Genomic DNA, 14,190 nt, shown 5'->3' on the forward strand with positions numbered 1-14,190 from the left:
TCTCCCAGTAAGGATAGTTGTCGTGCCAGGCGCCTCAGGCGCCGCGTGCTTGCAGCGCGGCCTGATGGGCGGCCTCCAGCTGCTTGAGTTCGGCGATGGGGATGTCGAAGGCTTCATGCACCCGCAGCATCACCTCGGCGCTGACGCCGCAGCGTCCGCGCCGGATCTTGCTGATGCTCGACGGCGCCAGCAGCAACCGACGGCTCAGTTCGGCATCGTTCTTGAGCCGCTGGCGCCGCAGCACATGGTCCAGCAGGCTGTGCGGCCGGGCGCCGGCGGCCGCGTCCGCATGTGTCGAAGTCGTCATGCCGCCCTCCGCTCGGTATCGTCCTGACAGCGGCGCTGGATCTCCAGCATTGCCTCCATGTCCTGCAGCAGCGCCGTCACGCAGCGCGGATCGAACTGGCTGCCGCTGCCAGCCCGCATGTGGGCCACGGCGCGGTCCAGCTCCCAGCCGGCCTTGTAGGGGCGCGACGTCGTCAGCGCGTCGAACACGTCGGCCACGGCGACGATGCGGCCGTACAGCGGAATGGCCTCGCCCGCCAGCCCATGCGGATAGCCGCGGCCGTCATAGCGCTCGTGGTGGCTGATGGCGATGGCCGCCCCGGCCTGCAACAGCGCCGACTCGCCGCCCGCCAGGATGTCGGCGCCGATCTGCGGGTGGGCGCGCATGATGGCGATCTCGTCGGCGTCGAGCGGTCCCGGCTTGAGCAGCACGCTGTCGGGAATGCCGACCTTGCCGATATCGTGCATCGGCGCCGCCTCGCAGATCAGCTCGCACTCCTCCAGCGGCAGGCCCAGGTTGACCGCCACCAGCCGCGCATAGGCCGACATGCGCAACAGGTGGCTGCCGGTCTCCGGATCGCGGAACTCGGCCGCGCGCGACAGCCGGTGCACCACCTCGCGCTCGCTGGCGACCAGGCCGGCGGTGGCCTTGTGCACCGCCTGCGCCAGCGATTCGGCGCGCTCGGCCAGTTGCAGCTGGGCGCGCCGCAAGGCCAGCAGGTTGCCGACGCGGACGTTGAGCTCGGTGTAGTTGACCGGCTTGGTCAGGAAGTCGTTCGCGCTCAGGCGCAGGGCTTCGTGGCGCACCCCCACCTCGGTGTCGGCCGTCACCATGATCACCGGCACCCCGGTCATGCCCGGCATCTGGCGGAAGCGGCGCAGGAACTCCAGGCCGTCGACGCCCGGCATCATATAGTCGACCAGCACCAGGTCGGGCGTCATGGTGGCGCAGCGCGCCAGCGCGGCGGCGGAGTCGGACATCGGCAGCGCCTCCACCGCGTCGATCATGCTCAGCATGTGGCAAAACAGGTCCAGGTTCATCTGGTTGTCGTCAACGATCAGTACATTCATGGCCAGCTCCTTGGTAATCCGTTCAGGCCGCCAGCGGCAAAGCCGCGGCGCCATCCAGATTGAATTCGGCCAGCAGGCGCGCCATGTCGACCAGGATCAGCATGCGCTGGTCGACCGTGGCCACCCCCAGCACGTGATCGGTGACGCCCGACTCGCCCAGCTGTGGCGGCGGCTGCAGCTGTTCAGGCTGCATGCCCACCACATCGGCCACGCGGTCGACCACCACGCCCACCGTCCGGCTGCCCAGGTTCAGCACGATCACCACGGTGCTGGCGTCGTAGCCGGGGGCGGGCTGGCCGAACTTGATGCGCAGGTCGACCAGCGGCACGATCACGCCGCGCAGATTGATCACCCCCTTGAGCCAGCCGGCCGCATTGGCCAGCCGCGTGACCGCGCCATAGCCGCGCAGCTCCTGCACCAGCCCGATATCGATCGCATAGTCTTCGGCGCCCAGGCCGAACACCAGCGTGCGGCGCGGCTCCATGCCGGCGGCGGCCGGCGAGGTGGTGGTGGTGTGTTCCATGGTGCTCTCCCATACAGTTGGATATACAACGCTATGCGTGGCGCGCATTCACCGGCATAATACCGAATACGCCTGCGCTGCCATCAATAAAACCAATTATAATGATTTTGCGTGATTTTTTTAATTTTAAATTTTTAATGTGGTTTATTTGGGACTTTTGAGACTATGAAGAATGCCAACCAGACGGACGAGGTCTGCACGACCCAGCGCGCCGCCGAAATCCTCGGCATCTCCGTATCTTCGGTGCAGCAACTGGTCGAAGCCGGCGTGATTGAAGCCTGGAAGACCAAGGGCGGCCACCGCCGCATTCCGCTGGCAGCCGTACTCGGGTACAAGGCCCAGCCGGGCGCCGCCGCGCCGGCGCCGGCGCGCACCGGCGATGGCCAGGCGGCCATCCTGGTGGTCGAGGACAATCCCATGCAACGCGCCCTGTATCAGCGCCATATCGCGGCCTGGCAACTGCCGGCCAGCCTGACTTTTTGCGAGAACGGCTACCAGGCCCTGCTGGAAATCGCCCGCCGCCAGCCCGATGTCCTGCTGACGGATATCGTCATGGACGGCATCGACGGCTACGAAGTGATCAATACCATCGTCGGCGACCCGCAGCTGCGGCCCATGCACATCGCCATCCTGTCCGGGCTGGACCAGGAGGCACTGGCCGCGCGCGGCGGCGTGCCGCCCGGTGTGGTATTTTTCACCAAGCCGGTCAACTACGACGAACTGCGCGGCTATCTGCGCGCCTGCTGCGCCCAGCACGAGCGGGATCGGTGACGAATTTAATGAATTGATTGAATTTGACAAATATTTTTTTCTCTGTCACGCTAGTCCTGACAGTCTGCTAGCGCGGCGGCCATCCCGGCTGCCGGCCAGCAGGCAAGGAGCGTACGATGCGGTCCTCCCTACTCCGTCGTCTCGATGTCCGCTGGCTGCTGGCGTTGTTCGCCGTGTTGCTGATCGGCGCCACCTGGGCCGTGACGCTGACACAACTGGCGGCCGAAGAGCGCCAGGAGGTCGCCGGCGCCGAGCGCGAGGCGCGCGACCTGGTGCGTCTTTTCGACGAACACGCCAGCCGCACCATCGCCGCCGCCGACCAGGCGGTGATCTTCCTGCGTCACCGCTACAACAGCCTGGGCTCCCGCCTCGACATCGAGCAGGAGCTGCGTTCCGGCCTCGGCCCTAGCGACCTCTACCATCTGTTCACCATCGTCGACCAGCGCGCCGATGTCGTGCTGTCGACCCAGCCTTTCAAGACCACCAACCTCGGCGATCGCCCGCATATCCGCGTGCACCTGCCGGCCGGCCCCGACCAGCTCTACATCAGCCAGCCGGTGCTGGGCCGGGTGTCGCACAAATGGTCGCTGCAGATGACGCGCCGCATCAGCAAGCCCGACGGCAGCTTCAACGGCGTGGTCGTGGTGTCGCTGGACCCCGCCTATTTCACCCGGCTGTATGGCGACATCGACGTCGGCGGCCACGGCTCGATCGCGCTGGTCGGCGAGGACGGCGTGGTGCGCGCGCGCCGGGTCGGCAAGAACGAGAGCCTGGGCCAGGATATCCACGCCAGCGATCTGTTCGCCGCCATGCGGGCCGGCGTGCGCGGCGACGGGCTGCTCAGCGGCCCGATCGACGGCCGCCGCCGCTTCTACGCCTACGCCCGGCTGCGCAATCTGCCGCTGTACGCCGTGGTCGGCCTGGACCGCGAGGAAACCATGGCCGGCTATGTCCAACACCGGCGCCAGGCGCTGCTGCTCGCCGCCGCCTCGACCGCCGTGGTGCTGGCCTTCACCGCCGGCCTGATCGTGCTGATCGGCCGCCTGATCGCCAGCCGCGAACAGGCCCATGCCGCCAGCCGCGCCAAGTCGCGCTTCCTGTCGAATATGTCGCACGAGCTGCGCACGCCGTTGAACGGCATCCTCGGCTACGCCGAACTGCTGCAGGCCGAGTTCGCCGGCGGACGCCAGGGCGGCTTTGCCGGCGCCATCCATGAATGCGGCCTGCGCCTGCTCGGGCTGGTCGAAGCGGTGCTGGAACTGAGCGGGCTGGAATCCGGCCAGGCCCGGCTGTCGCTGCACAAGGAAGCGCTGGGCGAGCTGGCGCAGCAGGCGCTGGAGGGCCAGCGCAGCGCCGCCGCCGCGCGCGGCCTGCGGCTGGAGCTGGTGCTAGCGCCCGGCTTGCCCGAGCACTATGTGTGCGACCGCGCCAAACTGCTGCGCATACTCGACATCCTGCTGCGCAACGCGGTCGACGCCACCGCCTCGGGGCAGGTGCGGCTGCAGGTGAACGCCGCGCCTTCGCGGCTGGAATTCCGCGTGCAGGACAGCGGCACCGGCGTGCCTGCCGCAGTGCGTCCGCGCCTGTTTGAACGCTTCAGCACCGGCGACGACAGCAGCACCCGCGCCAAGGACGGCGCCGGCCTGGGACTGGCGATCGCCGCCCAGCTGGTGCGGCTGATGGACGGCCGCATCAAGCTCGAACACAGCGACGACAACGGCTCGGTGTTCGCCGTGTCGCTGCCCTTCCTGCGGCTGCCGCGCGGCGCCGCGCAGCAGGTGGCCACGGGCGAGGTGTCGGCATGAGCGGCGTCACCTACCAGGCCATCGATCCCTCCGTGCTGATGGTGGCCGCCGGCGACGGCGCCAGTTTCAAGATGCTGTCGCAAACCTTTCTCGACCACGCCGCCCCCATCGCGGTCCAGCTGCAGCGGGCGCTGGCCGACGGCCAGCACGCCGCCATCGGCCGCCACAGCCACGCCCTCAAGGGCATGGCCGGGCTGATCGGCGCCGCCGAGATGATCGCCCTGCTGCAGCAACTGGAAACGGCGGCCCGGCTGCTGCAGCCGATGCCGGCGTCGGCGACGGCTGCATGGATGCCGTGCTTCGAGCAGGTGTGCCGCGAAGTGGCGCTGAGCCTGGACGACCCTGCCTACGGCGGCGCCTGACATGGGCGCGCACACCGTTGCCGCCGCGCCGGACGGCGTCGAACGCCGGCGCTGGGCCCGCCTGAGTGCGCGCCGCGCCACCGCGCTGATCTGCGGCAGCCTGTTGCTGCTGCTCGGCCTGACCAGCATCGGCTCGGCCTGGATGCTGCGCGAGCACGAGATCAACGGCTGGCGCGGCGACCTCGAAAACCTGACGCTGGTCCTGGCCGAGAACACCGCGCAAACCATGGCGGCCAGCTTCCAGCTGCTCGACAGCCTGACCGCGCTGGCCGAGAGCGTCCCTGCCGGCGACCGCGCCGCACTGAGCGGCGAGGCGGTGCAGCGCGCCATGCGGGACCAGATCAGCAGCCTGCCGCAGATCGGCGTCGCCTCGCTGCTCGACGCCAATGGCAAGCTGCTCAATTTCACCCGCAGCTACCCGGCGCCGCCGATCAACCTGGCCGACCGCGACTACTTCGAGCACCACCGCGAGCATCCGGGGCCGGCGCCGTTTCTCAGCGCGCCGGTGCGCAACAAGGGCAACGGCCGCTGGACCTTCTACGTCAGCCGCCGCCTCGACGATGCCGCGGGCCGCTTTGCCGGCGTGCTGCTGGTGGGGGTGTCCTGCGACTTCTTCGCCGACTTTTTCCACAACGTCAACCTCGGTGAGCAGGCGTCGATCTCGCTGTACCGCGACGATTTCACCTTGCTGACGCGTTGGCCGCTGACCGACGGGTTAATCGGCAAGCAGATACGTTCCGGCACGACCTACCAGGTCATCAGCGAAGGCAAGCAACACGACGTGGTGCTGACCGACAGCCCGCGCGCGGCCACCGGCCATCAGCGCATCGCGCGCATGGGGGCGGTGCGCAGGGTGCGCGACTATCCGCTGATCATCAACGCCACCATCACCGAGGAAATGCTGCTGCGCGGCTGGTGGAGCAATGTTCGCCTGCTGTGCGCGGTCGCGCTGATCAGCATGGGCGCGGTGCTGGTGGCCTTCCGGCTGATGGCGGTGCTGATCAAGCGGCGCGAGCGCGACGCCGAGGCCGCACTGGAGCTCAAGGCCCGCGCCGACGCCGCCAGCGAGGCCAAGTCGCGCTTCCTGGCGATGATGAGCCATGAAATCCGCACGCCCATGAACGGCATCCTCGGCATGTCCGAGCTGATGCTGGGTACTGAGCTGGACGACACCCAGCGCTCCTATGCCGCCAATGTGCATCAGGGGACGGTGGAACTGCTGGCCATCATCAACGACGTGCTGGATTTCTCCAAGGTCGAATCGGGCCATCTGGCGCTCGACTGCCATGCATACGAACCCAGCCAGCTGATCGCCCAGGTGGTGGCGCTGCACCAGGCCGGCGCCCAGCGCAAGGGCTTGCGGATCGACACCTGCGCCGTCGCCCTGCCCGGCATGGTCGAAGGCGACCCGGCGCGGGTGCGGCAAATCCTCGGCAACTTGCTGAGCAACGCCATCAAATTCACCGAAGCCGGCGTCATCCTGATTGAATTCAGCGCGGTCCCGTTGGATGACGGCAAGCGCTGGCTGCTGCGCTACGCCGTCAGCGACGCCGGCATCGGCATCAGCGCCGCCGGCCAGCAGCGCCTGTTCGAGCCGTTCAGCCAGGCCGACCAGAGCATCAGCAGCCAGTATGGCGGCACCGGACTGGGGCTGGCGATCTGCAAGCGGCTGGTGGAACTGATGGGTGGCAGCATCGCCTGCCGCAGCGCCCCCGGCGAAGGCGCGACCTTCACCTTCGAATTGCCCGCGCGCCTGCTTGATGAGGCGCCGGCGGCGGCCGCCCCGGTGGCGGTGGCCGCGCCGCAGGGCGCAGGCAGGCGCGTGTTGCTGGTCGAGGATACCGAGATGAACCGTCAGCTGGCGCGCATCCTCCTGCACAAGCTGGGCTGGGAAGCCGACGAGGCCCACAATGGCCAGCAGGCGCTGGACGCACTCGACGGCGCCGTGTACGACCTGGTGCTCATGGACTGCATGATGCCGGTGATGGACGGCTACGAGGCATGCCGCCGCATGCGCGCGCGCGAGGCGGCGCTGGGCCTGGCGCGCACGCCGGTCATCGCGCTGACTGCCAGCGCCATCGACGGCGACCGCGAGCGCTGCCTGGAAGCCGGCGCCGACGACTACCTGACCAAGCCCTTCACCTTTGCGGCATTCAGCGCCGTGCTGGCGCGCCACACCAGTTAATCGCCGGGACAGGCGCTATCGGCTTGCAGCACCAACCGCTCGTGCCCGGCTCAACGGCGACGCCGGTTTGCGCCAGCAAACCAGGGAGGCCGGCGCCCAGCAGCAACACCTCCGCCGCCCCCTCCGCCGTCCATTCCGTCACGCAAGCCGCTCCGCATTAAGCGAACTCAGCTTGATATTTATCAAATCACGGGCAATTACTCGGGGATATTCTTTGATCAACGTTTACCAATACGCAATTTGTTGACTGGTGAATGTGCAAACAGCACTTAGTTTTCCGTAACCCAATCGTCATGTAGGCAACGGAACGCGAGACAGAAACTACCCAATCGACCATTCCTTCAACCCACCAGTCACGCCAAAAATCGGGGCATTGCTCTTCGCGAATTACAAGCCGCCAGGAGCGCACGTGGGGAGACGGTTCTTGATTCACTTAAGGGAAATCTGGATGACAAATTATTCTGACATTTGCATAGTCGGCGCCGGTATCGGCGGCCTGACATGCGCCACCCGCCTGATCGCCGCCTCCATCGCCAAGCATTTACGCATCCGGGTATTCGACCTGAATGCCTCGGTGGGCGGCCGTATCCAGTCGCGCGAGATCGACCGCGAGGAGATCGCCGAACTGGGCGCCGCGCGCTACTCGCCGCAACTCCATCCGAACTTCCAGCAGCTGATGCAAGGCAGCGGGCTGCCGCATGCGGTCTACCCGTTCACCGAGGCGGTATTCAACGACCGCATGGAAGAAAAACTGAAAGCCACCCTGCACGGCCTGCTGCCTATGCTGCGCGAACATCCGGACGAATCGTTCCTGGACTTTCTCGGCCATTACCTCGGTCCTGCCGAGGCGGCCCGCATCGTCCAGGCCACCGGCTACGACGCCTTGCGCCTGCCCGCGGTGTCGGCGGCCATGGCCTACGACATCATCAAAAAGCATCCGGAAACCCAAAGCCTGACAGAGAACGCCGCCAACGACTGGCTGTATGCCACCGAAGGCTACAGCCAATTGCTGGCCCAGCAACAGGGCAAGGCACAGGCAGGCGGGGTGGAGTTCCGCTTCAAGCATCGCCTGCTGTCGGTCGACAAGTCCGGCGCCGACTACCTGCTTGCCTTCAACCATATGGGCGACACGCAGGTGCACCGGGCGCGCCATCTGATCATGGCCATCCCGCCCACCGCGATGGCGCGGCTGAACCTGGACCTGCGCTCCGGCTGGAGTCCGTATCAATACGATTCGCTGCCCTTGTTCAAGGGCTTCCTGATATTCGACCAGCCGTGGTGGCAGGCGCTGGGGCTGACCGATAAAGTGCTGATGGCCGACAATCCTCTGCGCAAGGTCTACTTCAAGGGCGACAAATACCTGTTGTTCTACAACGATAGCCAAAGCGCCACGTATTGGCGGGACTGTCTGGAACAAGGCGAGGATGTCTACCTGGAACATGTCCGCCGTCATTTGCAGGAAGTATTGCCGCTCAATGGACAGCCGCTGCCGCCGATCAAGGAGCACTTTTACAAGCATTGGCCGCACGGTGTGGAATTTTGCCTGGAGACGGCAACCGAACACCCCACCGCGCTGCTGCACCGGGACGGCATCATCGCCTGCTCGGACGCCTACACCCCGCACTGCGGGTGGATGGAAGGCAGCCTGATCAGCTCCCGGCAAGCCAGCGACCTGCTGCTGGAGCGGCTGCACCAGCTGGCCGACGCCTCGAACGACGACGAGTCGCTCGCCACCCCGACCGCCGAGCGCGTATGAGCCTGCTCGATTTTCCCCGCTTTCACTTTCGTGGCTACGCCCGCGCCAATGTGCCCACCGCCAATCGCAACACGCACGGTCACATCGATATCGCCACCAATACGGTGTCGATGGCGGGGCGGCCATTCGATTTGAGCCGGCCGCCAGCCGAATTCCATCAGCACCTGAGAGCGCTGGCCCCGCGCTTCAACGCCGAGGGCCAGCAGGATCCGCAAGGCATCTTCAGCCAGGCTGCGGGCTACAATTTTTGCGGCAACAATCATTTTTCATGGGAGAACGCCAGGATCACCGGCGTGCAATTGCGCCAGGACGAAGTCGATACCGAAGACGCGCTGGTGGGCGCCAGGCTGGGCCTATGGGGACATTACAACGACTATCTGCGCACCACGTTCAACCGCGCCAGATGGGTCGACAACAACCCCGGCCAGCCGGACACCACGGTGATCTACGCCGGCCAGTTCACGCTGAGCGGCAAGGACGCCAGCCCGAACACCCCCAACCTGTTCTCTGCGGATATACCCCAAGCGCATACGGTGCGCTGGCTGGGCAACGGCCACATCACTGAACGCAGCGGACATTTCCTCGACGACGAGTTCGGCCGTTCCCGGCTGTTCCAGTTCTCCGTGTCGAAGCACGACCCGCATTTTGCCTTCCTCGGCGACACGCCGCTGCCGGCCAGCCTGCGCGCCCTGCAGCAGGCGCTGGCCGACGACGATGTGCTGGGACTGACGGTGCAGTATGCCCTGTTCAATATGTCGACACCGCGCCAGCCCGACATGCCGGTGTTCTACGACCTGGCCGGCAGCATCGGCCTGTGGCGCCGCGACGAGCTGGCCACCTACCCCGCCGGCCGCCTGCTCCTGCCGGGCCAGGGCAGTCTGGGGCCGGTGCTGGTCAAGGTCCACGCGGACCGGATTGCCATCAACATGCCGACCGCGGTGCCGTTCACCACGCGCGCCGACCGCCCCGTGTCCGAACAGCATCCGACCCATGCGCTGGGCGCCAAGCAGGCCCTGGGCGATCTGCTGCTGCATGGCGAAGGCGGTGCGCTGCTGGCCCGCATCCCCGAGCAACTGTACCTGGACCACTGGCGCCACCATGGCATCTTCGATGTGCCGCTGCGGCACGCCGAGGCCGCCGCCGGTTCGCTAAGCCTGGGCAGCGCCCTGGCGCAATGGCGCGAGGCCGACTGGGTGCTGCAGTCCGACCACAACCAGCTGTATCTCGAATCGCCCCACCTGCAGAGGCAGCAGGACTTTCCGCAGACGATCGCCATCCAGAGCCGCTTCCGCGGCCAGCTGCAGGCGCATCCGGCGCCGGCGGTCGGCGCGGAGGACGGCAGGCTGCTGGATGTACGGCTGCAGGAATCCGCGCTGGGCAGCGGCTACGCCGACCTGACCGTCACCGGCCTGCGGGCCGGCGCCACCCGCATCGTGCTGGGCGAAGGCGGCGAGCGCCAGTTCATCGGCGTCCGCGTACTGCCCGACGACTGGCAGCTGGACGACGTCCCGGCCGCGCAGGTCGATTACGCCTTCCTCTACCGCCACGTGATGAGCTACTACGAACTGCTGTATCCCTTCATGTCGGACAAGGTGTTCAGCCTGGCGGACCAGTGCAAGTGCGAAACCTACGCGCGCCTGATGTGGCAAATGTGCGATCCGCAGAACCGCGACAAAAGCTATTACATGCCCAGCACGCGCGAACTGTCGTTGCCGAAGTCGCGGCTGTTCCTGAAATACCTGAGCAATATCGAAGCGGCCGCCAGGACCGCGCCGCCGCAACCGGCCGCGGCGGCGCCCGCCATCGGCTGCAAGGCGGCGCTGATCGAAGAGCTGAAAAAAGCGGTCGACCTGGAACTGTCGCTGATGCTGCAATACCTGTACGCCGCGTATTCCATTCCCAACTTCGAACAGGGCGCGCGCCTGGTCGACGCCGGCCGCTGGCTGGCGGACGAGCTGGAACTGGCTTGCGGCACCGAGGACCGGCGCCGCAACAGCGGTGCCCGCGGCGCGCTGCTGGAAATCGCCCACGAGGAAATGATTCACTATCTGTTGATCAACAACGTGCTGATGGCGCTCGGCCAGCCGTTCTATGGCGGCACCCCGTTGCTGGGCGAGCGGGCCCGCGAACGCTTCGGGCTGGACACGGAGTTTGCGTATGAACCGTTTTCCGAACACGTGCTGGCCAGGTTCGTGCGCTTCGAATGGCCGGACTATATCCCGACGCCGGGAAAATCGATCGCGACCTTCTATACCGCCATCCGCCAGGCGCTGGGCGCCCTACCGGACCTGTTCGAAGGCGGCGCCGGCAAGCGCGGCGGCGAACACCATCTGTTCCTCAAGGAGCTCACCAACCGCGAGTATCCCGCCTACCAGCTGGAAGTGAGCGACCGCGACAGCGCACTGTTCGCGATCGACTTCGTCACCGAGCAAGGCGAAGGCGTGGCGGTCGATTCGCCGCATTTCGATTCGTCCCACTTCCACCGGCTGCGCGCGCTGGCCGGCCGCTTCTCGACGCGCGGCAAGCCGTTCGAACCGGCGTTGCCGGCGCTGAAAAATCCCGTGCTGGCCGCGCGCGCCGACTGCACCGTTGTCACCGATCCGCAGGCGCGTTCGCTGATGCAGCTGTACCAGGGCTGCTACGAGTTGACCTTCGCCATGATGGCGCACCATTTCGCCCAGCAGCCGCTGGGCAGCCTGCGCCGCTCGCGCCTGATGAACGCCGCCATCGACATCATGACCGGCCTGCTGCGGCCGCTGTCGACCGCCCTGGTCAACATGCCGTCCGGCGTGCCCGGCCGCAACGCCGGACCGCCGGTGCCGACGCCTCCGGCCACCGCCGTCAGCGGCGATTACCAGCGGGGATGTGCCGAGCTCGCGCAGCAATGCCTGACATGGGCGCAGTATGCGCGCGGCCTGGAGGCCGGCGTGGTCGGCACGGCGCAGATCGAAATGTTGGAATTCTTCAATCAACAATTGACCGATTTATCTCGGGGAAAGATGTCTAGGGAGGCTTGAAATGTATAAAATCATTATCGTCGGTGGCGGGCTGGCGGGCAGCCTGGCCGCCATCTATCTGGCGCAGCGCGGGCACCAGGTCCACGTGATCGAAAAACGCGGCGACCCGCTGGCACCGCCGGCGGCCAACGCCGATCCGGTGGCCTCGCGCGCCATCGGCGTCAGCATGACGGTGCGCGGCATCAAGGCCGTGCTGGCAGCCGGCATCAGCAAGCAGGAGCTGGACCAGTGCGGCGAGCCCATCGTGGGCATGGCGTTTTCCGTGCGCGGCAGCTACAAGGTGCGCGAACTGACCCCGCTCGAAGGCTTGTTCCCCCTGTCGCTGGACCGCACGGCGTTCCAGCGGCTGCTCAACAAGCACGCAGCCTTGCATCAGGTGAGGTACTCGTTCGAGCACAAATGCCTGGACGTCGACCTGGACCGGAAGACCGTGCTGGTCCAGGGACCGGACGGCGCCGTGCAACAGCTGCAGGGCGACCTGATCATCGGCGCCGACGGCGCGCATTCGGCGGTGCGGCGCGCCATGCAGGCCGGCATGCGGCGCTTCGAATTCCGCCAGAGTTTTTTCCGCCACGGCTACAAGACCCTGGTGCTGCCCAACGCCGCGGAACTGGGCTTCAGGAAGGATCTGCTGTACTTCTTCGGCATGGATTCCAAGGGGCTGTTTGCCGGCCGCGCCGCCACCATCCCGGACGGCAGCATCAGCTTTGCCATCTGCCTGCCCTACACCGGCACGCCGAGCCTGGCCACGCTGAACCGCGAGGCCATGGGCGAGTTCTTCGCGCGCTACTTCGGCAGCCTGCCCGAGGCCAGCCGGCAGTCGCTGGTGGACCAGTTCATGGCCCTGCCCAGCAACGATCTGATCAACGTTCGCTCCAATACCTTCCACTACAAGGGCAATGTGCTGCTGCTCGGCGATTCGGCGCACGCCACCGCGCCCTTCCTCGGCCAGGGCATGAACATGGCGCTGGAGGACGTGTACGTCTTCGTCACCCTGCTGGACCGGCATGGCGAGACGCCGGCCCAGGTGCTGGCCGAATTCACCCGCCAGCGCAAGGTGCAGGCCGACGCCATGCAGGACATGGCGATCGCCAACTACGAAGCGCTGAGCAACCCGAATCTGATTTTCTTCCTGCAGACCCGGTACACCCGCTACATGCACAAGAAATTCCCCCGTGTTTATCCGCCCGACATGGCGGAGAAACTGTACTTCACATCGGTTCCTTACGATGAGTTGAAACAAATCCAGCAAAAACAAAACGTTTGGTACAAACTTGGAAGGGTAAATTAATGAAAATTCTCGTCATCGGCGCCGGGCCGGCAGGCCTCATTTTTGCCAGTCAACTGAAACAATTTCAGCCCGGCTGGGATATCAGCATCGCTGAAAAAAACACGCCGGAAGAAGTCGCTGGCTGGGGTGTGGTGCTGCCGGGCCGGCCGCCGCGCCATCCCGCCAACCCGCTGTCCTACCTGGAGCAGCCCGAACGGCTCGACCCGCAATACCTGGAAGAATTCAAGCTGGTGCACAACGACCAGCCCAACTTGATGAGCACCGGCATCACCCTGTGCGGCGTCGAACGGCGCGCGCTGGTGCAGGCGCTGCGCGCCCGGTGCGTGGCGGACGGCATTCCGGTGCGTTACCAGGTGGCGCCGGAAAGCAAGGCGCAACTGGAAGCGGACTACGATCTGGTGGTGCTCGCCAACGGCGTCAATCACAAGTCGCTGGAGCTGCCGCAGGCGCTGGCGCCGCAGACCGAGTTCGGCCTCAACAAATACATGTGGTACGGCACCACCCAGCCGTTCGATCAGATGAACCTGGTGTTCCGCCGCAACGACCACGGCATCTTCATGGGCCACGCCTACAAATACTCGTCCACGATGAGCACCTTTATCGTCGAGTGCAGCGAGCAGGCCTACGCCAGGGCCGAACTGGCCAGCCGCACCGAGCGCGAAGCGGCCGCCTATCTGGCCCGTGTCTTCCAGCCGGAACTGGACGGGCATGAGCTGATCAGCCAGCCGGGCCAGGGATGGCGCAACTTCATGACCGTCAGCCGCGAGGCGGCCCGCGACGGCAAGTTCGTGGCGATCGGCGATGCGCTGCAGTCCGGCCACTTCTCGATCGGCCATGGCACCACGATGGCGGTGGTGACTGCCCTGCTGCTGGCGAAGACGCTCGGCGCCGAAACCGGCATCGCCGCCGGCCTGGACAGCTTCAATGCGCGCGCCGTGCCGCTGGTGCGGCTGTTCAAGGACCACGCCGACAGCAGCCGCCTCTGGTTCGAAAGCGTCGGCGAGCGCATCGGCTTGAGCAATGAGGAGCTGACCGCCAGTTTCGACGCCCGCCGCAAGGACTTGCCGCCTCTGCAAGACGCGCTGATGGCCACCCTCGGCTACGCCCTCGGACGCTAGGGAGCC

The 14,190-nt window shown here is 66.2% G+C and carries 11 protein-coding genes; 8 read left to right on the top strand and 3 right to left on the bottom strand.

What is annotated here, in order from left to right:
- Positions 1-34: 34 nt before the first annotated feature.
- Genes DUGA2_RS02375 through DUGA2_RS02385 form a run of 3 tightly spaced genes read right to left on the bottom strand, consistent with a single transcriptional unit; the run spans position 35 to position 1,879 of the window.
- Positions 35-307 (bottom strand): helix-turn-helix transcriptional regulator, encoded by a 273-nt coding sequence (locus tag DUGA2_RS02375; RefSeq protein WP_070266996.1) that lies wholly within the window; start codon positions 305-307, stop codon positions 35-37.
- Positions 304-1,356 (bottom strand): HD-GYP domain-containing protein, encoded by a 1,053-nt coding sequence (locus tag DUGA2_RS02380; RefSeq protein WP_070266997.1) that lies wholly within the window; start codon positions 1,354-1,356, stop codon positions 304-306. Before DUGA2_RS02380 ends, DUGA2_RS02375 begins: the two co-directional genes overlap by 4 nt.
- A 22-nt stretch (positions 1,357-1,378) precedes the next feature.
- Positions 1,379-1,879, bottom strand: coding sequence for a chemotaxis protein CheW (locus DUGA2_RS02385; RefSeq protein ID WP_070266998.1), 501 nt, complete (start codon positions 1,877-1,879; stop codon positions 1,379-1,381).
- A 165-nt stretch (positions 1,880-2,044) separates the two neighbouring features.
- On the opposite strand from DUGA2_RS02385, the gene DUGA2_RS02390 reads away from it, so the two are divergent.
- The 8 genes from DUGA2_RS02390 (at position 2,045) to DUGA2_RS02425 (ending at position 14,184) form a co-directional block, all read left to right on the top strand.
- Positions 2,045-2,650: a response regulator gene (locus DUGA2_RS02390; protein ID WP_070266999.1), complete on the top strand. Its 606-nt coding sequence runs from the start codon at positions 2,045-2,047 to the stop codon at positions 2,648-2,650.
- A 116-nt stretch (positions 2,651-2,766) separates the two neighbouring features.
- Positions 2,767-4,455 (top strand): sensor histidine kinase, encoded by a 1,689-nt coding sequence (locus tag DUGA2_RS02395; RefSeq protein ID WP_070267000.1) that lies wholly within the window; start codon positions 2,767-2,769, stop codon positions 4,453-4,455.
- Complete coding sequence (locus DUGA2_RS02400) at positions 4,452-4,817, top strand: Hpt domain-containing protein (protein ID WP_070267001.1); 366 nt, start codon at positions 4,452-4,454, stop codon at positions 4,815-4,817. Before DUGA2_RS02395 ends, DUGA2_RS02400 begins: the two co-directional genes overlap by 4 nt.
- Before the next feature lies 1 nt (position 4,818).
- On the top strand, positions 4,819-7,002 hold the full coding sequence (locus tag DUGA2_RS02405) for a hybrid sensor histidine kinase/response regulator (RefSeq protein WP_070267002.1): 2,184 nt from the start codon (positions 4,819-4,821) through the stop codon (positions 7,000-7,002).
- Positions 7,003-7,450: 448 nt separating this feature from the next.
- Complete coding sequence (locus DUGA2_RS02410; protein WP_168167398.1) at positions 7,451-8,758, top strand: FAD-dependent oxidoreductase; 1,308 nt, start codon at positions 7,451-7,453, stop codon at positions 8,756-8,758.
- On the top strand, positions 8,755-11,775 hold the full coding sequence (vioB, locus tag DUGA2_RS02415) for an iminophenyl-pyruvate dimer synthase VioB (protein ID WP_070267004.1): 3,021 nt from the start codon (positions 8,755-8,757) through the stop codon (positions 11,773-11,775). Before DUGA2_RS02410 ends, vioB begins: the two co-directional genes overlap by 4 nt.
- A 1-nt stretch (position 11,776) precedes the next feature.
- Positions 11,777-13,066, top strand: coding sequence for an NAD(P)/FAD-dependent oxidoreductase (locus tag DUGA2_RS02420; protein ID WP_070267005.1), 1,290 nt, complete (start codon positions 11,777-11,779; stop codon positions 13,064-13,066).
- Entirely contained in the window at positions 13,066-14,184 is a 1,119-nt protein-coding gene (locus tag DUGA2_RS02425) for a tryptophan hydroxylase (RefSeq protein WP_070267006.1), read from the top strand. The genes DUGA2_RS02420 and DUGA2_RS02425 overlap by 1 nt, the downstream gene beginning before the upstream one ends.
- Positions 14,185-14,190 lie beyond the last annotated feature (6 nt).

It is taken from the genome of Duganella sp. HH101, assembly GCF_001758795.1.
Lineage (GTDB): Bacteria > Pseudomonadota > Gammaproteobacteria > Burkholderiales > Burkholderiaceae_D > Rugamonas > Rugamonas rivuli.